17 protein-coding genes and 2 tRNA genes are annotated in these 21,676 nt (G+C 72.1%); 10 read left to right on the top strand and 9 right to left on the bottom strand.

What is annotated here, in order from left to right:
• The first annotated feature begins 118 nt into the window (after window positions 1-118).
• From FM125_RS02600 to FM125_RS02590, 3 genes are read left to right on the top strand one after another with little or no spacing between them, the layout of a single operon-like run.
• The gene (locus tag FM125_RS02600; protein WP_369804909.1) at window positions 119-1,645 is read left to right on the top strand and encodes a CoA-acylating methylmalonate-semialdehyde dehydrogenase; all 1,527 of its coding nucleotides are present in this window, start codon (window positions 119-121) and stop codon (window positions 1,643-1,645) included.
• Between the two features lie 28 nt (window positions 1,646-1,673).
• Entirely contained in the window at window positions 1,674-2,648 is a 975-nt protein-coding gene (gene mmsB / locus FM125_RS02595; RefSeq protein ID WP_070637980.1) for a 3-hydroxyisobutyrate dehydrogenase, read from the top strand.
• Entirely contained in the window at window positions 2,645-3,436 is a 792-nt protein-coding gene (locus FM125_RS02590; protein WP_087133564.1) for an enoyl-CoA hydratase, read from the top strand. Before mmsB ends, FM125_RS02590 begins: the two co-directional genes overlap by 4 nt.
• 258 nt (window positions 3,437-3,694) lie before the next feature.
• Here the strand turns inward: FM125_RS02590 and FM125_RS02585 are convergent, their stop codons facing one another.
• On the bottom strand, window positions 3,695-5,443 hold the full coding sequence (locus FM125_RS02585) for an AMP-binding protein (RefSeq protein WP_070637977.1): 1,749 nt from the start codon (window positions 5,441-5,443) through the stop codon (window positions 3,695-3,697).
• 217 nt (window positions 5,444-5,660) lie between these two features.
• Between FM125_RS02585 and FM125_RS02580 the strand changes: the two genes are divergently transcribed.
• The gene (locus FM125_RS02580) at window positions 5,661-6,830 is read left to right on the top strand and encodes an acyl-CoA dehydrogenase family protein (RefSeq protein WP_087133563.1); all 1,170 of its coding nucleotides are present in this window, start codon (window positions 5,661-5,663) and stop codon (window positions 6,828-6,830) included.
• A 136-nt stretch (window positions 6,831-6,966) separates the two neighbouring features.
• Here FM125_RS02580 and FM125_RS02575 read toward each other — a convergent pair.
• Window positions 6,967-7,040, bottom strand: a tRNA-Thr gene (locus FM125_RS02575).
• Window positions 7,041-7,158: 118 nt separating this feature from the next.
• A complete protein-coding gene (locus FM125_RS02570) occupies window positions 7,159-8,046 on the bottom strand; it encodes a DsbA family protein (protein WP_245829742.1) in 888 nt (295 codons plus the stop codon).
• A 203-nt stretch (window positions 8,047-8,249) separates the two neighbouring features.
• On the opposite strand from FM125_RS02570, the gene FM125_RS02565 reads away from it, so the two are divergent.
• Complete coding sequence (locus FM125_RS02565; RefSeq protein WP_070637971.1) at window positions 8,250-9,539, top strand: DUF4032 domain-containing protein; 1,290 nt, start codon at window positions 8,250-8,252, stop codon at window positions 9,537-9,539.
• Between the two features lie 18 nt (window positions 9,540-9,557).
• On the opposite strand, the gene treZ is transcribed toward FM125_RS02565, so the two are convergent.
• The 5 genes from treZ to FM125_RS02540 form a co-directional block, all read right to left on the bottom strand.
• Window positions 9,558-11,567 (bottom strand): malto-oligosyltrehalose trehalohydrolase, encoded by a 2,010-nt coding sequence (gene treZ, locus FM125_RS02560; RefSeq protein WP_245829741.1) that lies wholly within the window; start codon window positions 11,565-11,567, stop codon window positions 9,558-9,560.
• Window positions 11,564-14,167: a malto-oligosyltrehalose synthase gene (gene treY / locus FM125_RS02555; RefSeq protein ID WP_245829740.1), complete on the bottom strand. Its 2,604-nt coding sequence runs from the start codon at window positions 14,165-14,167 to the stop codon at window positions 11,564-11,566. The genes treZ and treY overlap by 4 nt, the downstream gene beginning before the upstream one ends.
• A gap of 95 nt (window positions 14,168-14,262) precedes the next feature.
• Complete coding sequence (locus FM125_RS02550; protein WP_067191590.1) at window positions 14,263-14,742, bottom strand: hypothetical protein; 480 nt, start codon at window positions 14,740-14,742, stop codon at window positions 14,263-14,265.
• Between the two features lie 32 nt (window positions 14,743-14,774).
• Window positions 14,775-15,791, bottom strand: coding sequence for an aldo/keto reductase (locus FM125_RS02545; protein ID WP_245829739.1), 1,017 nt, complete (start codon window positions 15,789-15,791; stop codon window positions 14,775-14,777).
• Between the two features lie 19 nt (window positions 15,792-15,810).
• Window positions 15,811-16,377 carry a hypothetical protein gene (locus FM125_RS02540; RefSeq protein ID WP_070637962.1) on the bottom strand — a complete coding sequence of 189 codons (567 nt, stop codon included), beginning with the start codon at window positions 16,375-16,377 and terminating at the stop codon, window positions 15,811-15,813.
• Window positions 16,378-16,718: 341 nt separating this feature from the next.
• On the opposite strand from FM125_RS02540, the gene FM125_RS02535 reads away from it, so the two are divergent.
• The 4 genes from FM125_RS02535 (at window position 16,719) to FM125_RS02520 (ending at window position 20,762) form a co-directional block, all read left to right on the top strand.
• Complete coding sequence (locus FM125_RS02535; protein ID WP_087133559.1) at window positions 16,719-17,621, top strand: fumarylacetoacetate hydrolase family protein; 903 nt, start codon at window positions 16,719-16,721, stop codon at window positions 17,619-17,621.
• On the top strand, window positions 17,618-18,370 hold the full coding sequence (locus tag FM125_RS02530; RefSeq protein WP_087133558.1) for an NAD(P)-binding domain-containing protein: 753 nt from the start codon (window positions 17,618-17,620) through the stop codon (window positions 18,368-18,370). Before FM125_RS02535 ends, FM125_RS02530 begins: the two co-directional genes overlap by 4 nt.
• 49 nt (window positions 18,371-18,419) lie before the next feature.
• On the top strand, window positions 18,420-20,114 hold the full coding sequence (locus FM125_RS02525; RefSeq protein ID WP_087133557.1) for a DUF5129 domain-containing protein: 1,695 nt from the start codon (window positions 18,420-18,422) through the stop codon (window positions 20,112-20,114).
• Window positions 20,115-20,261: 147 nt separating this feature from the next.
• Complete coding sequence (locus tag FM125_RS02520; RefSeq protein ID WP_070637950.1) at window positions 20,262-20,762, top strand: carboxymuconolactone decarboxylase family protein; 501 nt, start codon at window positions 20,262-20,264, stop codon at window positions 20,760-20,762.
• A 96-nt stretch (window positions 20,763-20,858) separates the two neighbouring features.
• Here the strand turns inward: FM125_RS02520 and FM125_RS02515 are convergent.
• Window positions 20,859-20,935 (bottom strand) — tRNA-Pro (locus FM125_RS02515).
• A gap of 291 nt (window positions 20,936-21,226) precedes the next feature.
• On the opposite strand from FM125_RS02515, the gene FM125_RS02510 reads away from it, so the two are divergent.
• Window positions 21,227-21,580, top strand: coding sequence for a hypothetical protein (locus FM125_RS02510; protein ID WP_087133556.1), 354 nt, complete (start codon window positions 21,227-21,229; stop codon window positions 21,578-21,580).
• Window positions 21,581-21,676 lie beyond the last annotated feature (96 nt).

Raw genomic sequence — 21,676 nt, 5'->3', positions numbered from 1 at the left:
TAAAAGTGCCCTGGACGTCTCGAGGGCGTATGGTCGTCCTGAGACGTGGCCCACACCCCGCCTCCGCAGTGCTTGCGGACAGGGCCGGCCGCCTCAGATCTTCCGGAATCGAACGCTCATGGACGAGCAGAACGGACGGCGCACCATGACCACCCTGATCCCCCACTTCATCGACGGCCAGCGTGTCGAGGGCACCGGCGAGCCGACGCAGGACGTCTTCACCCCCGCCACCGGCGAGGTGTCCGCCCAGGTGTCGCTGGGCGGCGCCGAGCGCGTGGCCGAGGCCGTGGAGTCCGCCCAGAGGGCCTTCCAGACCTGGTCCACCATCAACCCGCAGCGCCGCGGCCGCATCCTGCTCGAGTGGGTCCGCCTGATCAACGAGAACGCGGACGAGCTGGCCCGCTCCATCGCCCGGGAGCACGGCAAGACCGTGCCGGACGCCCACGGTGACATCCAGCGCGGCGTCGAGGTGGTCGAGTTCGCCGCCGGCGCCCCGCACCTGCTCAAGGGTGAGTTCTCCTCCGAGGTGGGCCGCGGCGTGGACGTGCACTCCATCCGTCAGCCGCTCGGTGTGGTCGCCGGCATCACCCCGTTCAACTTCCCGGCCATGATCCCGCTGTGGAAGGCCGGCTGCGCCCTGGCCGCAGGCAACACCATCGTCCTCAAGCCGTCCGAGCGTGACCCCTCCGTGCCGGTCCGCCTGGCCGAGCTGGCGGTCGAGGCCGGCATGCCCGCCGGCGCCGTGAACGTGGTCAACGGCGGCAAGGACGCCGTGGACGCCCTGATCGAGCACGAGGCCGTGCAGGCCGTCGCGTTCGTCGGCTCCACCCCGATCGCCCAGTCGATCTACGCGCACGCCACCTCCCTGGGCAAGCGCGCCCAGTGCTTCGGCGGCGCGAAGAACCACCTCGTGATCATGCCGGACGCGGACCTGGACCAGGCCGCGGACGGCCTCATCGGCGCCGCCTTCGGATCCGCCGGCGAGCGCTGCATGGCCATCTCCGTGGCCGTCCCGGTGGGCGAAGAGACCGCGGACAAGCTGGTCGCCAAGCTCCAGGAGCGCATGAAGGACCTGACGATGGGCGCCTCCGACCAGGAGGGCGCCGACTTCGGCCCCGTGGTCACCGCGCAGGCCAAGGAGCGCATCGAGGGACTCATCCAGGCCGGCGTCGACGAGGGCGCGGACCTGCTGGTGGACGGCCGCGGCGCAACCGTCGAGGGCCACGAGAACGGCTTCTACGTGGGCGCGACCCTGTTCGACCGCGTCACCGCGGACATGCGCATCTACAAGGAGGAGATCTTCGGCCCGGTGCTCTGCGTGCTGCGCGCGAAGGACTACGAGGAGGCCCTGCGCCTGCCGTCCGAACACGAGTTCGGCAACGGCGTGTCGATCTTCACCCGCGACGGCGACACGGCCCGCGACTTCTCCACCCGTGTGAACGTCGGCATGGTCGGCGTGAACGTGCCGATCCCGGTGCCGATCGCCTACTACTCCTTCGGCGGCTGGAAGGCCTCCGGCTTCGGCGACCTGAACCAGTACGGCACCGACGGCCTGAAGTTCTACACCAAGACCAAGACCGTCACCACGCGCTGGCCTTCGGGCATCCGCTCCGGCGCCTCGTTCGTGATGCCCGAGGGCTCCTGATCCGCAGACCGCTGAGGAGGACTCCGAGATGAGCGAGAACACCGAGAACGTCGTCGTCCCCGAGGATGCCCGCCGTGTGGCCTTCCTGGGCCTGGGCAACATGGGCGGCCCGATGGCCGCGAACCTGGTGAAGGCGGGCGTGCAGGTCACCGGCTTCGACCCGGTGCCGGAGGCCGTGGAGGCCGCCCGTGCCGCCGGCGTCGAGATCGCCGCGACCGGCGCGGACGCCGCGCGGGACGTGGACGTGGTCATCACCATGCTGCCGAACGGCAGCCTGGTGAAGGCCACCTACGCCGGCGGTGAGGGCTCCGAGGGCCTGCTGGCCGTCGCGAAGCCGAACACCCTGTTCGTGGACTGTTCCACCATCGACATCGCCGAGGCCCAGGAGGCCGCACAGATGGCGAAGGACGCGGGCTTCGACTCCGTGGACGCCCCGGTGTCCGGCGGCGTGGTGGGCGCCCAGAACGGCACCCTGGCCTTCATGGTCGGCGCGGGGGACGCCGCGTTCGCCCGCGTCGAGCCGCTGCTGCAGATCATGGGCGCGAAGATCGTCCACTGCGGCGACCACGGCATGGGCCAGGCCGCGAAGATATGCAACAACATGATGCTGGCGATCACCCAGATCGGCGCCGCCGAGGCGTTCGTGCTGGGCGAGCGCCTGGGCCTGGACCCGCAGGTCCAGTACGACGTCATGAGCACGTCCACCGGCCAGTGCTGGTCCGTGAACGTGAACTGCCCGGTCCCGGGCCCGGTGCCGACCTCCCCGGCCAACCGGGACTTCGCCGGCGGGTTCATGGGTGCGCTGATGGCGAAGGACCTGGGCCTGGCCCTGTCCGCCCTCGACCGCGAGAACGTGGACGCCGTGCTGGGCCGCACAAGCCAGCGCCTGTACCAGGCGTACGCCGACGGCGATGGCGCCCGCAAGGACTTCTCCGGCATCATCGAGACCGTCCGTGCCGACCAGGCGTCGGCCTCCCTCGAGTCCAAGGAGGACACCGCGTGACCGAGAAGACCACCGCTGACGAGCCCGTGATCCTGACGGAGACCGACGGCCGCGTCGGCGTCATCACCCTGAACCGTCCGAAGGCGCTGAACGCCCTCAACGAGGCCACCATGAACGCCGTCGTCGAGGCCGCGGAGGCCTTCGACATGGACCCGGACGTCGGCGCGATCCTGCTGCTGGGCTCCCCCAAGGCGTTCGCCGCCGGCGCGGACATCAAGGAGATGAAGGACCGGACCTTCACCCAGATGTACGCCTCGGACTGGTTCCAGGCGTGGGAGCGTCTGGGCCGTGTGCGCACCCCGGTCGTGGCGGCCGTGACCGGCTACGCCCTCGGCGGCGGCTGCGAGCTCGCCATGATGGCGGACGTGCTGATCGCCGGCCCGGGCACCCGCTTCGGCCAGCCGGAGATCCAGCTCGGCGTCATCCCGGGCATGGGCGGCTCCCAGCGACTGACCCGCTCCGTGGGCAAGGCCAAGGCCATGGACATGGTGCTGACCGGCCGCCAGGTGGACGGCGAGGAGGCCGAGCGCATCGGCCTCGTCTCCCGCCTGGTGGAGGACGAGAAGGTCCAGGACGAGGCGCGCGAGGTGGCGCAGAAGATCGCGTCCTTCTCCAAGCCGTCCGCGCAGATGGCCAAGGAGGCCGTGGCCGCCGCGTTCGAGACGACCCTGCAGCAGGGCATCGTCCACGAACGCCGCATCTTCCACTCCCTGTTCGCCACCGCGGACCAGAAGGAGGGCATGGGTGCCTTCGCCGAGAAGCGCAAGCCCGAGTGGGAGCAGGCCTGACGGCCCGCCCGTTCCTTCCCGACGACGGCCTCGCACCTGACAGCGTCAGGTGCGAGGCCGTCGTCGTCCTGCCGGCGTTCTGCCCCACCGCCTGCCCCGGGGTGCGCGTGCCTGCCGCTGTCCCGTCACCGCCCTTCGCCAACTGGTGAGGACACGCCGTCTCGAGCCCCCTCAGGCCCCGTCATGACGGTGTGTCCTCACCAGTTCGTGAGGCAGGTGTCCCCGCGCGAGGCAGATGTCCCCGCGCGGAGACCTGCCTCAGCGCTTCGGACGCTGGATGCCCAGGTCCTCCTCGCGGTACTCGACGCCGCCGACCTCCTCGCCGCCGTGGCGCTTGACCTCCTCGGAGCGCAGCTCCACGCGGCGCACCTTGCCGGAGATGGTCTTGGGCAGCTCACGGAACTCGATGCGGCGGATGCGCTTGTACGGCGGCAGCTTGGTGACCGTGTACTGCAGGATCTCGCGCGCAGTCTCCTCGTTCGGCTCATAGCCGGCGGCGAGGGTCACGAAGGCCTTCGGCACGGCCAGGCGCATCTCGTCCGGGGTCGGGACGATCGCGCCCTCCATGACGGCAGGGTGCTCCACCAGCACGGACTCGAGCTCGAACGGGGACACCTTGTAGTCCGAGGACTTGAAGACGTCGTCCGCACGGCCGACATAGGTGTAGACGCCCTGCTCGTCCTTCGAGGCGATGTCGCCGGTGTGGTAGAGGCCGTCGCGGAAGACCTCATCCGTCTTCTCCTTGTTGCCGAAGTAGGACTTCAGCACGCCCACCGGGCGCGGGTCGAGCTTCACGCAGATCTCGCCCTCGTCGGCCTCCTGACCCGTGAGCGGGTCGATGAGGACGATCTCGTAGCCCGGCAGCGGGCGGCCCATGCCGCCGATCTTCATGCGGGCGCCGGGGGTGTTGGCGATCTGCAGGGTGGTCTCGGTCTGGCCGAAGCCGTCGCGGATGGTGACGTCCCAGGCGCGCTGCACCTGGTCGATGACCTCGGCGTTGAGGGGCTCGCCCGCGGAGATGGCCTTCTTCGGCGGGGTCTTCAGCTGGGTCAGGTCGGCCTTGATCAGCATGCGCCACACGGTCGGCGGGGCACAGAAGCTGGTCACGCCGCCGTCCTGCATGGCCTTCATCAGCGCGCCGGCCTCGAACTTGCCGAAGTTCAGCACGAAGATCGTGGCCTCGGCCAGCCAGGGGGCGAAGACGTTGGACCACGCGTGCTTGGCCCAGCCCGGGGAGGCCACGTTCAGGTGCACGTCTCCGGGCTGCAGGCCGATCCAGTAGATGGTGGAGAGGTGGCCCACCGGGTACGACGTGTGGGTGTGCTCCACGAGCTTCGGCTTCGAGGTGGTGCCGGAGGTGAAGTAGAGCAGCAGGGTCTCGTCCGCGGCGGTGGGCGTGTCCAGGACGGGCTCGGCGTCCACCGTGTAGGCGTCCTCGTAAAAGAGGACCTTCCGATCCCCGACCTGGGGGACCTCCTTCTCGGCGTCGGAGGCATAGACGCCCGGGACGTGGATGAGCGTGCAGTCGCCCTCGACGTCGGTGAACTTGGCGAGGTTCTTGGCGTTGGCCACGGCCCAGCGGGCCTCGGCGCGGTCCACCCGGTCCTGCAGGTCCACCGCGGTCATCTGGGTGGTGGTGGGGACCATGACGGCGCCGATGCGGATGCAGGCGAGCATGGTCTCCCAGAGCTCGACCTGGTTGTCCAGCATGAGGATCAGGCGGTGGCCACGCTGCACACCGGTCTGCTGCAGCCAGGCGGCGACCTTCTTCGAGGAGGCGGAGAGGTCCGCGTAGGTGCGACGCAGCACGCGACCGTCCTCCTCGACGATCACGAGGGCGTCGGCGGTGCCGCGCTGCGGGTCTGCGGCCAGCTGGTCGAACCAGTCGGTGGCGAAGTTGAACTCGGTGAAGCGGGGCCACACGAACTCGCGGCGGGCCGCGTCATAGTCCTGCTGGTGCTTCACGAGCAGGTCGCGCGCAGCGCGGAGCTCTTCGGTCACAGTCATCGTGCTACCTCCTGTGGACGTACAATGATCGGAACATCGGGTTTCTATGACTCCCACCATAGGCGTGGCCCAGGTCACACGGAAGACTGTTTCACCCAGTGAACGGCACGTCACCGACCCGGGCGCCCAGAGCACGTCACGCCGTGAGACACAGCACCCTGCGACCAGACACGCACCGCACCGGCGCGGTGCCTTCACCCCTTCGAAGGAGACGACGATGCCCCAGTCCGACGCCCTCCCCTCGCCCGACCTCCTCGACCTCCGCGCCGAGCTCCCGGCCGAGGAGCGCACCCGTCTGGAGCGGATCGAAGAGCACCTGCAGACCGTGGTGCGCCCGGCCGTGATCGAGCCGTGGACCCGGGACGAGTTCGTGCCGGATCTGCTCCCGGGCCTCGGCGCCCTGGGCCTCGGCACGATCTTCACCGACGGCTCCTCCGCCCTGTTCCAGGGTCTGGTGCACGCCGCGATCGCCCGCGTGGACCTGTCCCTGTCCGCCCTGGTCGGCATCCACAACGAGCTGATCGTGGGCACCATCGCCCACCTCGGCTCGGAGGAGCAGAAGGCCGCGTGGCTGCCGAAGCTTCAGGCCCTCGAGGCCATCGGCGCGTTCTGCCTCACCGAGCCGGAGCACGGCTCGGACATCGCCGGCGGCCTGGCCACCACCGCCGAGCGCACCGAGCAGGGCTGGACCATTCGCGGCTCCAAGCGCTGGATCGGCGCCGGCACCCTGGCCCAGATCGCCCTGGTCTGGGCCCGCGACACCGCAGACGACCAGATCAAGTGCTTCCTTGTGCCCACGGACACCCCGGGCTACAAGGCCACGAAGATCGAGCACAAGACCGGCCTGAAGATCATGCAGAACGCGGACATCGTGTTCGAGGACGTCGAGGTCGGCCAGGACGCCCTGCTGCCGGGCGCCACCTCCTTCGCCCAGGCCAACGACCTGCTCCTGGCTTCCCGCGCCTGGGTCGGCTGGCAGGGCGTCGGTGCCCAGCAGGCCGTGTTCGACATCCTGCGCTCCTACGCCCTTCAGCGCGAGCAGTTCGGCAAGAAGCTGGCCGGCTTCCAGATCATCCAGCAGCACATCGCCGAGATCGCCGGCAACCTCATGGCGTCGGCCGGCATGATGCGTCAGATCGCCCGCCTGGCCGAGGCCGGAGACCTGGTGATGATGCATGCCGCCTCCGCGAAGGCCACCTCCACCCGCCTGGCCCGTTCCTCCGCGTCGCTCGGCCGTGACGCCCTGGGCGGCAACGGCATCGTGGCGGACTACGAGATGACCAAGGTCATGAACGACATCGAGGCCATCTACTCCTATGAGGGCACCTACGCGATCAACTCGCTGATCGTGGCCCGCGCCCTCACCGGCGTCTCCGCCTTCCGCTGAGCCGCCGGTGAGGCTGCGGCCCCGCCCGCGGCGACGACGGCCCCTCGCCCCCGCCCCTCCCCGCACCGGGTCGGCGGGGCCGGGGAACGGCGAAGGACCCCCGGAACCGTGGTTCCGGGGGTCCTTCGCGTCTGCGAGCCCCCTACCGGATTCGAACCGGTGACCCTCTGTTTACAAGACAGATGCTCTGGCCAGCTGAGCTAAGGAGGCGAAGCGGACCCGCCGAGTGCATCGGCGGGTCCCCTCAGCCTACCGGGTGCGGCCTGCGCGGCCGCGGCGGCGGGACGGGGTGTCCCGGCCGCCGCCGCTCAGCGCACTCCGGCGCGGCTCACTCGTCGCCCATCTGGGCGTCGGCGAACTCCTGGAAGGACTGGTCCTTGCCGTCCACAGCCCAGTTCTTGCCGTTCACGAAAACACCCGGGGTGCCCGGGATCTTGGCCTCCTGGGCCTTGGCGGTGGTGTACTTCACCATCGGGCGGTAGGTGCCGTCCTTGACGCAGGAGGAGATATCCGCCCCGGCGGAGTTGGCGATGGCAATCAGCTCGTCGTCCGAGAGGCCGGCGCCCGATTTCTGCGAGTAGGTGGCGAACACGTCGGACACGAAGGCGTCGTAGGACTCCGGCGCCTCCTCTGCCACGCAGTAGGACGCGGCGGCGGCACGGGAGGAGTAGTTGCCGGTGCCCGGGCGGTCCAGGAACCCGACCATGCGGTACTCGACGGTCGCCTTGCCCTCGGCCATCAGGTCCTGCAGGTAGCCGTTGTTCCTCTCCTCGAACTCGGCGCAGTGCGAGCAGTTGAAGTCCGCGTAGATGACGATCTGGGCCGGGTCTCCGTCCGCCGGCTCCTCGGCGCCCGGGATGGACTCCGGCTGCTCCTCGGAGGGCTCCTCCGGCACGTTGACGGTGGAGGCGTCCACCTCTGCACCCAGCTTGTCCTTCGGTTCGGCGAGGGTCTTCTTGCCGGTCATGGTCACGCCGCCCTGCTGGTTGGCAATGGAGGCGGCCTCGCCCTGGTCGGGAATGCTCTGCGAACCACGGGTGAGCACGAAGGCGATCACCAGGCCCACCACCAGCACGATCGCGCCGACGGTGCCCCAGATCGCGATGGTGCGGTTGCGGCGCTCCCTGCGCCGCTGCTGCTCCTGCATCTGACGGGCGCGGGCGCGCGAGTCGGCCACGCGCTCGGCCTTCGTCTTCCGGGAGTTGTTGGTGGCCACGGGTCCTCCTTGAGGGACGGGTGTTCTCATGCGGCGTCCCCGCACCCGGCCGCGCAGGGCACACGGCGGCGCCGTGACGGAACGCGTCGAGCGGGGTGAACTGCCATGTGAGCATACTGGGCCGATCTGGGAGGATCGTGTTCCGGGCCGACGCGCGTCACGTTCCGGCCCCCGTCCCGATCGCCGTCACGAGGAGCCCCGCCATGGCGAGCACCGCCCGCACCGGCCTGTCCATCACCGCGCCCGGCCGCGCCTCGGGGCCGGCGGCGAAGCTGCTGACCCTGCCCTGGTCCGTTCCGCTGGCCCAGTGGCCCGAGGACGTGCTGGCGGCCCTGCCCCGCGGCATCTCCCGCCACGTGGTGCGCTTCGCCCGGCTCGGGGACGCGACGGTCGCGGTGAAGGAGACCACCGAGGAGCTGGCGTTCCGCGAGTACCACCTGCTGCGGGCGTTGGAACGCAAGGAGGTCCCCTCAGTGGAGCCGGTCGGCGTGGTCACCGGCCGCACGGACGCGGACGGCCGGCCGCTGCCGGCGATCCTGGTGACGAAGCACCTGCGCTTCTCCCTGCCCTACCGCGCCGTGTTCTCCCAGCGGATGCGCCGGCCCACTCTGGTGCGCCTGATGGACGCGCTCGCCCTGCTGATGGTGCAGCTGCACCTGGAGGGGTTCTTCTGGGGCGACGTCTCCCTGTCCAACGTGCTGTTCCGCCGGGACGCCGGCGCGTTCGCCGCCTATCTGGTGGACGCGGAGACCGGGGAACTGCGCGAGCAGCTCTCGGACGGCCAGCGAGCCCATGACCTGGAGGTGGCCCGCACCAACGTGGTCGGCGAGCTGATGGACCTGGCCGCCGGGGACATGGCGGACGCGGACGTGGACCCCTTCGAGACCTCCGAGATGCTCGTGGAGGCCTACACCCGGCTCTGGGAGGAGCTGACCGCTGACACGGAGTTCACCCCGGACGAGGCCTGGAGGGTGGAGGAGCGCATCCGCCGCCTCAACGAGCTGGGCTTCGACGTGGAGGAGTACGCCCTGCGCCCGGTGGACGACGGCGCCCGCCTGGTCCTGCAGCCGAAGGTCGTGGACCCCGGCCACCACCACCGCAGGCTCATGCAGCTCACGGGCCTGGACGTGCAGGAGAACCAGGCCCGCCGCCTGCTGCAGGACATCGAGTCCCGCCGGCAGGCCGTCTACCCGGACGCATCGGAGTCCGAGGCCGCGCACCGCTGGCTCGTGGAGATCTTCGAGCCGCTGGCCCGGCAGGTCCCGGAGGACCTGCGGCACAAGCTCGAGCCGGCGGAGGTGATGCACCAGGTGCTGGAGCACCGCTGGTACATGGCCGAGCGCCAGGAGCGCGAGGTGCACTTCTGGGAGGCCGTGGAGGACTACATCGACCAGGTCCTGCGCGCCCGCCGGGACGAGGACGCGGTGGTCCTCCACCCGACCACCACCATGCTGAAGGCGATCCCCACGCCCTTCGCCTCGGACGACGCCTGACGCATCGTCGTCCCGGGCTCAGCCCCGCTGCAGCAGGAGGAACCCCGGGGCGGGCAGGACGTCCGGCACCGCGGTGAGCGGGCCGTCGTCGTCGTGCCCGGCGAGCAGCTCGGCGCCGACGAGGTCCTCCGGCAGGGGCATCGGCTCCTCGCCGAGCGCCGCCAGGAGCACGACGACGGACCCGTCGCCGCCCCCGGCCGTCCGGCGGTCCCAGCGCACCCACCGCTGGTCGGCGGCAGACTGCACGGCGGTGGCGGCGCGCCGCGGCTCGGTGAGCTGCGGCACGGTGCGGCGCAGACGGATCAGCTCGCGGTAGGTCCCGCGGATCCGGGCCCCACGCCCCGCCACGGCCTCGGCGCGGTCCAGCACGGCGGAGTCCCGGGTGGCGGGGTCCTGCGGGTCCGGCACGGCAGCCTCGTCCCAGCCGTGTGCGGCGAACTCGCGGCGGCGTCCGGTGCGCACCGCCTCGGCGAGCTCGGGCTCACGGTGGGCGGTGAAGAACGGGAACGGCGCGGAGGAGGCGAACTCCTCCCCCATGAACAGCATGGGGGTGGCCGGTCCGGTGAGCAGCAGGGCGGCCGCGGCGGCCAGGGCCCCCTCGGAGAGGGCGGCGGCGGTGCGGTCGCCGGCGGCGCGGTTGCCCACCTGGTCGTGGTTCTGGATCGAGGAGACGAACGCGTGGTTCGGGACGTCCTCGGCCACCGGGCGGCCGTGGTCACGGCCGCGGAAGGAAGAGAAGGTGCCGTCGTGGAAGAACCCCGCCTCCACCGTCTTGGCCAGGGCGCCGTCGGCGGCGAAGTCGGCATAGTAGCCGTGGGTCTCCCCGGTGGTGGCCACGTGGATCGCGTGGTGGACGTCGTCGTTCCACTGGCCGGCCAGGCCCAGCCCGCCCGCCGCGCGTGGGGTGATGAGGGAGGCGTCGTTGAGGTCGGACTCGGCGATCAGCGGCAGCGGGCGGCCCAGCTGCGCGGCCAGGGCGTCCGCGTGGGCGGCCATCTCCTCCAGCAGGTGCACGGCCCGGGTGTCGCGCAGGGCGTGCACGGCGTCCAGCCGAAGCCCGTCCACGTGCATGTCCTTCAGCCACAGGGTGACGTTGTCCAGGATGAACCGGCGGACCTCGTCCGAGTCCGGTCCGTCCAGGTTGGGGCCCTCGCCCCAGCCGGTTCCCGCAGACAGGTAGGGGCCGAAGACGCCGAGGTAGTTCCCCGAGGGGCCGAGGTGGTTGTAGACCACGTCCTGCACCACGCCGAGGCCGCGCGCGTGGGCGGCGTTCACGAACCGGCGGTAGGCCTCGGGGCCTCCGTAGGACTCGTCCACCGCATACCAGCCGACGCCGTCGTAGCCCCAGTTGTGCTCACCCCCGAAGCTGTTGACCGGCAGCAGCTCCACGTGGGTGACGCCGAGCTCGGCGAGCTCGTCCAGGTGCCCGATCGCCGCGTCCAGTGTGCCCTCGGCGGTGAAGGTGCCCACGTGCAGCTCGTAGAGGACGGCGCCGCGCAGGCCGCCGCCCTGCGGTGCGGACGGGTCCCGCTCCACGCCGTCCGGGCCGGCCCAGCCGGCGTCGGTCCACGCGAAGTCCGCCGCCTCACGGTCTCGGCGGGAGGGACCGTGCACGGTGTCCGGCTGTCGGCGGGAGCGCGGGTCCGGGACGGGGGCGGACCTGTCCACCCGGTAGCCGTAGCCGGGGTTCGCCCTGCCGGCGGCCTCCTCCACGTCCGCCGCCGGCGTCCACCAGCCGCCGCCGGCGCGCTCCATGCGCACCGCTGCGCTGACGGGCCAGCGGTCCTCGGCGTCGTGCAGCTCGCCGGGCTCGGTGTCCACCAGGACGATCTCGACCGTCTCGGCATGCGGCGCCCACACGGCGTAGGGCACCTCGCGCGCGGCGTCCGCCGCCGCCTTGGCCTGGGCACCGGGGTCCAGCCGGGCACCGTCCAGGCGGGACCAGGCGGCGCCGCCGGTGACTGCGGCGTCGTTGTACGGGGTCTGCTCGGCCGGGGCCATCGGCCCGGTCACGGAACGGTCGGTCATGCGGTCTCGGCCTCCTCGCCGGCGGTCTCCGGCAGCGCGGTCTCGGTCTCGGTCTCGGTCGTCTCGTCCCGCAGCAGCAGCGCCACGGCCCCGGTGCCGGCCACGGTGCCGTCCTGCCCGGTGCGCGCCAGCAGATCCGCCAGGCGCACGCAGCCGTCCCCGCCGACGGCCACGAGGCGGTCGGTCAGCACCTCCCGCCAGGGCCCGGAGGGCAGCTGGACGACCGTGTCCCCGAAGCCGCCGGCGGCGGCCAGGGCGAGCGGCTCACGGACCACGACGACGACCGCCTCGCCCCGGTCGACCGCGATCGCCTTGTCCGCGGCCGCGCCGGTGACGTCCAGCGGACGGGCGCGGGTGAAGGCGTGCGGGCGGTCCCGGCGGGCACGCAGTGCGGCGGCCACGACGGCCAGCTTCGCGGCATCGGCATCGTCTCCGCTCGCGGCGGTCCAGGCCAGACCCTCGGCGGTCGTCTCCAGCACCGGGCCGGCCGGAACCAGACCGGCGTCGATCCGTTCCAGCAGGGCGGCGCGGCGCTCGTAGTCCACCGGGCGGCGGTTGTCCGGGTCGACGAGGGTGGGGGTGGGCAGCTCGGTGCCCTGGTACACGTCCGGGACGCCGGGGCCGGTGAGCTGCAGCAGCTTCTGGGACAGCTGGAGCACCTGGCCGGTGGCCGCGATGCGGTCGGCGAAGGACTGCAGGACCTCGCGGACCCGCCCGTCCTGGGCGCAGGCGGCGTCCATGGCGGCGGTGACGCGGGCCTCGTAGTCCTCGTCCTGCGCGGTCCACGTGGTGTGCAGGCCGGCCTCGCGAGCCGCCTTGAGGGCGAAGTCCACGAGGCGCTGTGGCTCCGGGGCGGTGCCGTCCACCGGCCACACGCCGAGCACGGACTCCCAGAGCAGGCGGGCGAAGTCCGAATCCTCCAGCGGATGCAGCCGGTCGAGCTCGTCGAACGCCTCCGCCCAGTCGTCGGCGTGCTCGGCGAGCGCCATGATCCGGGCGCGGGTGTCCTCGCCGCGCTTGGTGTCGTGGGTGCTCAGCGTGGTCATGGCGTGCGGCCACTCGGCGCAGCGGCGGGCCCAGGCACGCAGCAGCGCCTCGGCGTCTCCGCCGGCGTCCGAGGGGTCGCCGCCGACCTCGTTGAGGTGGGCCCAGCGGGTGTAGCGGTAGAAGCAGCGGTCCTCCACCCCCTTGGCCATGACCATGCCGGAGGTCTGCTGCATGCGGCGGGCCGCCGGATGGGCCGGGTCCGTGAGCAGCGGAGCGAGCGCGTCCAGCACCCCGGCCAGCTCCGGGCGCGCCGCGGCGGCATCGGCCAGCGCGCCGTCCAGCCGTGCCCGGCCCGTGGGCAGGTAGGTGCGGTACACGTGCAGGTGGGCCATGACCTCCCCGAGGGCCGCGGCCAGGTCTGCCTCCGCGGCGGAGGCGAGGGCGCCGTCGTCGGGAAGGCCTCGGCGGACCTCGCGGACCAGGCGGGTGGTCTCGGCGGCCAGCTGGCCGGCGGCCACGTCCCGCTTGGCCTCGAGCACCATCGAGTTCCAGCGGTCCTTCTCAGCGGCGTCCTCCTCGGCGGTGCCGGCGGCGCGGGACGGGGTGAGGGCACGGTCCACCGCGCCGAGGGCGTCGTAGCCGGTGGTGCCCTCCACGTCCCAGGCGGCCGGGAGGTCCTCGCCGGGCTCGAGGATCTTCTCGATCCAGATCGGCCCGCCCGGCAGCAGGCGGCGCAGGCGCTCCACATACTGGCCCGGGTCGGCCAGGCCGTCCGGGTGGTCCACGCGCAGGCCCTGGACCCAGCCGTTGTCGATCCAGCGGGCCACCTCGGCGTGCGTGGCCGCGAAGACCTCGGGGTCCTCCACGCGCACGCCGGCGAGGGTGGTGATGGTGAAGAAGCGGCGGTAGTTCAGCTGCGCGTCGCCGCGGGTCCACGGCACGAGCCGGTAGTGCTGGCGGTCGTGGGCGGCGCGGGCGAGCTCGTTCTGTGCCGCCTCGTCCCCGGCGTCCGCGTCATCGGTCCGCTCCCCCAGCGCGGCGCGGGCGGCGTCCAGGCTGCCCGGAGCCAGGGGCAGGACGTTATCCCAGTAGCCGAGGGCAGGCTCGCCCTCGTGGTCCACGATCCGCAGGTGCGCCAGCTCGGCCTCCGGGTCCTCCTCGGTGCCCTCGCCGAGGATCGGCACCATCACCCTGCCGTCGAAGGCCCCCCAGTCCACGTCGAACCAGCCGGCGTGCGCGGCGTCCTGCCCGTGCTGCAGCAGGTCCCACCAGGCGGGGTTCGCGGCGGCGGTGGCCACACCCACGTGGTTGGGGACGATGTCCAGGACCAGGCCGGAGCCGGCGGCCTCGAGGTCCGCGGCCAGGGCGGCGAAGTCCTCGTCCGTGCCGCGGGAGGGGTCCAGGGTGGTCGGATCCACCACGTCGTAGCCGTGGGCGGAGCCGGGCTCGGCGGCCAGCAGCGGGGACAGGTAGATCCAGTCCACGCCGAGGCGGCGCAGGTAGGGCACCAGGGCACGGACGCGGGCCAGGTCCATGCTCGCGTCGACCTGGAGGCGATAGGTGGAGGAGGGGATGCGACGGCCGGACGATGCGGCGGGAACGGTGCTGCTCACGGCAGCGACGCTAGCAGGCGGGTGCCCGTCCGGGCTGCGGGTGCGGGCCCGGTGCGGGCACGTGGGGTCATAAGCCGCCGGTGCCGGCACGGGGGTCACATGCCGCCGGTGCCGGGCTCGCCCAGGATGTCCTCGCCGATCCGGGGCTCGCCGGTCGCCTGCTCGACCATGACCAGCTCACCGACGGCGGTGTGCCCGTCCGCGTAGGTGAGGTCCGCGGTGAAGGACGTGCCCGTCTGCTTCACGTTCGTGACCTCCACGATCTCGGGGTACTTCGCCTTCACGTTGCTCTCGAAGGCCGCCCGGTCCTGGATGAAGACCACCACGCCCATGACCGCCGCGGCCGCCGCGAGCACGGCGAAGCCGTACCCGACCCGCCGCTGGATCGCGGTGTCGTGCAGCAGGTTCGGGTCCACGTTGCGACTCTCCCGGGCCGAGTGGGCGCGGTGGCGGCGCACCCGCACGACGGCCACAAGGATCAGCGTCAGCGCGATGGCCCCGCAGATCAGCGTCGCCCACAGGCCGACCCACGGCAGGGTGAAGCTGATCGTCTCGTAGTGGATGTTCTCGTCCATGGCGGAGTCCGTTCGCAGGGCCCAGGGGGCGGTCAGGGCAGGGGTACACCGCGGGCCGCGGTGAGCAGTCGGTACCAGTCTGAATGGTCGAGGGCCGCGGCGGCGTCGTCCGCGCGTGAACACGCCGCGATGCGCCCCGGGTCCGTCGTCCCCACCACCGGCCGCACGTCCCACGGCAGCCGGCGAAGCCAGCCCAGCACCACGGCTTCACCCGGCTGCCCGAGCCGCTCGGCGATCTCCTCCACGACGACGGCCGCCTCCTGTTCGGGGCTCCTCGCCTCGTCCGTGGTGCGGCGGGTGTAGCGTCCCTGGCCCAGCGGACCCCACGCCTGCAGGGCGATGCCTTCGTCCGCGCACCACTGCGGCAGCGTGGCCGCTCCGGAGGTGGGGACGGCGTCGTCGTGGTTGGCGAGCACCGCGGCCTCCACCAGGGCCCGGTGGTGCAGGCCGAGCTCGACCTGCACGCAGTCCAGGCCGGTGCCGTCCGCGGAGAGGCTGCGCAGCGCCGCGTGGAACCGCTGCGCCCGTTCCCATGGCAGGTTGGAGACGCCGAGGCGCTCCACCCGGCCGGCCTCGCGCTCGTCCAGGAAGGCGCGGACGGTGTCCTCCACCGGGGTCAGCACGTCCGGGCGATGGATCAGCAGGGTGTCCACCCAGTCCGTGCCGAGGCGTTCGAGCGAGGCTGCGAGCGAGGCCTTCAGGTGGTGCGGCGAGGAGTCGTAGCGGGTGGTCGGCGCCGGGCAGGTGCCGGGCGCCGCACCCGGCGGCGTGGTCCCCGGCAGCACGATGCCGCACTTGGTCTGCACCCGCAGTCCGTCGCGGACCTGCGGGGCGAGGCCGGCGAGCGCGGCGCCCACGGCGCGTTCGGAGTCGCCGTCACCGTAGATGTCCGCGGTGTCCAGCACGGTCACGCCCGCCGCCAGTGCGGCGTCCAGGGCCGCCGCGGCGCGCACCGGGCGCTCCCCGTCGGTGCCCCACCCCATGGTGCCGAGCACGAGGGGCGAGGCGGTCTGCCGAGGCGCGCGGACGTCGTCGTGGTGCAGGTCCATGGCGGTCATGGTGCCACGTTCAGCCGCTCAGCTCCGGGTACTCCGCCAGCACCTCGGGCGGGATCTGCGTGACGGTGGGGACACGGCGGTCCTCGACGGTCACCAGGACGTCCGGGACCACGATCGCGTCGTAGACGTCCGGTGCAAGGTCCGGACGCCCTTCTGGGCGACGCCAGTGCAGCTCCACGAGGTAGCCGCCGTCCACCGCCTCGACCTCGTCCGCGACGATCAGGGCCGCGCCGTAGCGTGCCTTGAGGTTGTCCCGCAGGTTCACGTGGGCCTCGTCCCGGGTGTGGAGGCCGAGGAAGCCGAGCAGGAGGAACCCGCACGCCGCGACGATGCCCGCGGTGCGCACGAGCTCCCAGCGGCGCAGGCGCCGCCAGTCGTCCCGCTCCAGGGTGCGCCGCCGGTCCGCGCCGGGGCCTGCGGCGGCCTCGGCGGCGCGGATGGACTCCCGTTCCTCGGCGGCGCGGCGCCGGCCCCACACGAACAGGCCGATGCCTGCGACCAGCAACAGGAGCGCGCCCGCGTAGAGCGCCCAGGGCTCCCAGGTGTAGACGGTGCGGTAGCCGTAGACCAGGACCACGGCGTCCTCCCCTCCTCCAGTCAGGACGAGCGCGCACTCAGTCCTGCTCCTCGAGTCTGTTCCTCGAGCTCGACCTGGACGCCGCCGACGAACGGCTCGTGGTCCGACCCTTCTCTCGTTGCACCTCGGCCGCCCAGGGCCGAGCGGGCGGAGCGGGAGCGGGGACCGGACGGCCCCGCCGGGCGCGCTCCACAGGTCCACCCTAGCAAGACGGTGTGAGCCGCATCACGTGGCGAGGCCGTTCCGCGGCCGGGCGCAGGGCGGGGCCGCCGGGCGGGGATGCCGCGCAAGGGGCACGGCCCGGTGCCGCCGACCGGCCCGGCTGTGATGTGATGGGACGCATGAAGCTCGCCACGTTCCGCCGCCCGTCCGAGGACGCCGCCTACCCGGGCAACACGTTCGCCGCCGTGATCACCGCCGTCGACGAGGCCGATCCGCAGATCGCCGTCGAGGCCGTGGAGATCGAAGGCTGTACGGACGTGGGCGAGTACCTCACCGCCGAGCCGGCCGAGCAGCGCCGCATGGTCGAGGAGGCCCTGGCCGCCGCCGAGCAGGATCGCTCCCGCGTGCTGGACGTCTCCACCCTCATGTACGAGACCCTCGTGCCGTTCCCCACCAAGGTGATCGGCGTGGGCCTGAACTACCGTGACCACATCAAGGAGACCGGGCTCGAGGCCCCCGAGCATCCGACCCTGTTCGCGAAGTTCGCCCAGTCCCTCACCGGAGCCCTGGACGACGTGGAGATCCCTCAGGAGGACCACCGCCTCGACTACGAGGGCGAGCTCTGCATCGTCATCGGCGAGCCGGGCCGCCGTATCCCGGAGTCCCAGGCCGGTGAGCACATCGCCGGCTATGCCGTGGCGGACGACGTGTCCGTCCGCGGTTTCCAGGGCCGCACCTCCGAGTGGCTGCAGGGCAAGGTCTGGGACGCCTCCACTCCGGTGGGCCCCTGGCTGGTGACCCCGGACGAGTTCTCCTCGAAGGCCCAGATCACCACCACGGTCAACGGAGAGAAGCGCCAGTCCGCCAAGGCGCTCGACGTGGTGTTCGCCCCCGAACAGATCGTCTCCTACATCTCCCAGATGGTGACCCTGCACCCGGGCGACCTCATCATGATGGGCACCCCGGCCGGCGTCGCCCTCGGCCGCAAGGGCAAGGACGGCAAGCGCCCCTGGCTCGTTGCCGGTGACGTCGTCGAGGTGGAGATCTCCGGCCTGGGCCGTCAGCGCACCGAGATCCGTTGAGCGGCTCCACACCGACCTCCGCGCCCGGTCTGCCCGACTCCGTCGGGATCCTCGGCGCCGGCCGGGCCGGCACATCGCTGGCCCGCGCCCTGGCACGCATCCCCCGGCTGGCCCCCGGCACGGACGCCCCGCGCGTGCTCATGGCCGCCACCCGTCCGCCGGCCGCGCTGCGCCACCACCTGGGCATCTACGCGCCGGAGGCCGAGGCCGTGCGTCCCGACCAGCTCGCCGCGGACACGCAGCTGACGGTGATCGCCGTCCCCCGCGAGGACCTCGACGAGATCGAGGTGCCCGACCTCGTCGGCCCGCGCACGCTGGGCGTCGTGGACCTCACCAACTCCTGGGGCGGCTACGGCCTTCCCGACGACGTCACCTCCTTCCTGCCCGACGTCGCCGGCGGCTCCCGGCCGGGGGACGACACGCTCGCCGTGGCCGCCTGGCTGCGCGACCGGGGCGTCACCGTCCCTGTGCTGCGGGCCTTCTTCGACATCTCGCACCACGACCTGGACAGCGCCGGCAGGGCCGAGGAACCCCTCCGCGCGCTGGCCGTCGGCAGCGACCACGGCGGCGAGCAGGCCCGGGCGGCGCTGGCCTTGCTCGTGGCCGCCATGGGCTACGCCCCGGTGCAGTTCACGGGCCTGCGCCGCGCCGCCGTCGTGGAGCCGGAGGGCCCCGGCTTCGGCGGGGAACACACCGCCGACGAGCTCCGGCACCTGCTGGACACAGCCTCCTCTCATCTAGGGTGGTGAGCGCGGCCACGCCGGCCGTGAACTGGACAGCCCGCACTGGAGGAACGCCATGAGCCGAGCCGACCGCCCCGAGATCCGCGCCACCGAGGCGAGCACGCCGCCGCACGGCTCGTCCGCGCGTCTCGAGGCCGACCGGCCCCGCCTCCCGGTCGCGGTGGCGGCGGGCGCCGTCCTCGGCCTGGCCCTGCTCGGCCCCTCCCCGGCCCTCGCGGAGACGACGGCGGCCGGCGGGCCGTCGCGCTCCGGGGGGACGGCCGTCGTCGGCGCCTCCCTGCTCTCCGCCTCGGCAGCAGGGCAGGAGCCCAGGCCGGCCGCCGCCGAACAGGCCGCCGGCGAGCGGAGCACCGACCGACAGCCGATCACCGAGGTGGTGCTGGACGACACCGCCGGGATCATCGATCCGGCACAGCTGGAGCGGGACCTGGCGGAGATCGAGTTCCGCGGACCGGTGAAGGTGGCGGTGTACACCGAGCGCGGCGCGAGCCTGGACCACCTGAGCGACGACCGCGCCTCCCAGGAGTTCAACGGCCGTGTGCTGCAGCACGCCCGCTCCGCACGCCCGGAATGGATCAGCCAGGACGGGCAGAAGTGGGCCGACGGGCTGCTGATCTACGCCCTGGACCCGGACAATCGCATCATGGGCGTCTACGCCGGCGAGGACCTCGACCTGAGCCTGGGGCAGCAGGAGAGCATCCGGGAGGCGGCCACCGGCGCCGCCCGGGAGGCCAAGTGGACCGACGCCGCCGTGGACGAGGCCGCCGAGCTGATCGCCCGCCCCTGGTACCAGAACCCGGTCGTCTACCTGGGGGCCGGCGGCGCCGCGCTGGCCGGCGGCGGCATCGGTGCCGGTCTGGCCTACCACCGCAGAACGCTGCGGAAGCAGACCCGGAGCAATCTCGAGGCGTCCCGCACCCACCTGACCAACGTCACCATGGACATGGAGGCCACCGAGGTCAACGCCTCCACCGTGCCCACGGACAACCCGTACGGTGCCGCGCTCATGGAGCGCTTCCGCGGCTTCAAGCACCGCTCCATCGACCTCACCGAGGAGCTCGAGAGCCTCGAGGCCCTCGACCGGAAGCAGCACCACAAGGCCGACATCGTCCGTCGCGCCTCGCGACTGAAGACGGAGGCCCAGACCCTCGACGCCCTCGACGACACCATCGGCGCCGCGAACACCTTCCTCAACCGCCACCCCGGATGGGAGGACGCCTGGGACCTGCAGACCACACCCCTGCGTGAGGACCTCGACGGCGCCGAACAGCTCCTCGACGACCTGGACTCGTCCGTGCACGGCTCCCCCGCCGCCCAGGCCCTGAGCTCCTCGGTGACGAGCATGAGGCAGCGGCTGACCGCCCTCGGCGCGGAGCTGTCCGAGCAGCAGGCCACCCCTGAGGCGGCCCTCGACGAGCTCGACCGGATGCGCCAGGACTTCACCGATCGCCTCGACGCCCTGGCCGAGGCGCAGATCGACGCCTACGCGAAGACGTCCAAGGAGAGGGTGGCCATGCGCCGCAGCATGGACGACCAGCGCCGCACGCGCAGGCCCGGGCGAAGCGGATCCATCCTGGACACCACCCACGACTCCGGCTTCTACTGGCGAGTCTGGTCCTACAGCGCCGGCTACAACGCCGGGCGGAGCTCCGTGGACGAGTCCCGCAGCAGCTCCTCCTCGTCCAGCGGCACCGGCTACGGCAGCGGAGGCGGCAGCTTCTCCGGCTCCGGGTCCTCCGGGCGCTTCTGAGTCGTGACCGACCGCTCCTGGTTGCAGAGGCGGGCGCCCGTCCGCGCCGGGCACCGCCTCTGACGCCGGGCCGACGCCGGTGAGGGACAGGCCGAGGAGGACGGGAAGACCTGGCGGGGAAGCCGTCGTCGTGCTTCAGTGTCCGGTATGAGCACCGATGCGCCCACGCCGGCGGACGACCGCGAGGACCCGCTGCGCTTCTACTTGGACAAGGCGTCCCCTGAGGTGTGGGATGCCATGACGGGCCTGCGCAAGGCCGTGGCGGCATTCGCAGAGGACGCGGAGCTGGACGCCGAACTCGTGGAGCTGATCTCCCTGAGGATCTCCCAGATCAACGGCTGCGCCTATTGCCTGGACATCCACACCCGCCTGGCGGAGAAGGCCGGACTGAGCGCCCAGCGGATGGCCCTGCTGCCGGCGTGGGAGGAGGCCGGAGACGTCTACACGCCGCAGGAGCGGGCCGCTCTGAGGCTGGCGGAGACGGCCACCAGGCTGCCGGAGACCGAGGAGCAGCAGGTGGCGCAGATGATGGCCCACGGGGACCTGACGGACAGGCAGTACGCGGCGGTCCAGTGGATCGCCGTGACCATGAACGCGACGAACCGGATCAGCATCCTCTCCCACCATCCCGTGAAGAGGAGGGGCTGACGCGGCGGGGACGCGACGTCCCTCCTCACGCGAGCTCGAATGGTGGCCCCCGGACACGACGAAGCCCCCGCTCTGCTGAGCAGGGGCTTCCCCATATGGTCGGGGTGACAGGATTTGAACCTGCGGCCTCGTCGTCCCGAACGACGCGCGCTACCAAGCTGCGCCACACCCCGTCGGACACGCTTGCGCGTTTCCAACAGAGGACAACACTACCAGCGTCCCCAGCCGCGCGCAAAACGGAAGCACGCGGATCCTGGTGGAGAGCCGGAGGTCCTGCAGGACGGGCGTCCCTGCTCTCACTCCTGACAGGATGGGACACAGACCAAAGACCTGAGAATTCAAGGAGGACGACGGCGATGGGACGTGCACGACGACCGTGGTGGAATCCCTTCGCAAGCCCTGGTGCGGCCTCATCCGGGCATCACGACGCCGCAGGAGAACAACACCAGTCGCTGACCGACTCTGTGGAGCAGCTGCGGACGCTCCTGAAGGTCGAACGGACCCGGCTGCGCCCTGACACCTGGCAGCGTGCCTCACAGATCGTGGAGCGCACAGCGGAGCTCCTCCCCCAGTGGACGGAACTCACTGAAGGACGGGCAGCCGAGGCGCTCGTCGTCGAAGACGTGGTGTGCCGGCACCTGCCCCGACGCCTGGAGGCCTTCCTCGCCGTCCCCGACTCCCAGAAGCCGACTGCTGCACCGGAGCTGCTCGAGCAGTTGGAGCAGCTGGAACAGTCCCATCTGAAGGCAGTACGCAGACTCCACGCCGTCTCACGGATCCGGCTGGAGTCGCTGCGCGCGCAGCGCGGGGACACCTGACGCAGGCCCGCCTGGGTGCAGCCACCCGGCGCCGGCACAACGGGCACTGGTCCAGCCGGCACCGGCAAGAGAAGGCCCCGCGCACCAACACACCAC

It is taken from the genome of Micrococcus lylae, from assembly GCF_900163825.1.
Lineage (GTDB): Bacteria > Actinomycetota > Actinomycetes > Actinomycetales > Micrococcaceae > Micrococcus > Micrococcus lylae.
Note: the sequence above shows the minus strand (reverse complement) of the source record. Positions and strands in the feature narration are given on the sequence as shown.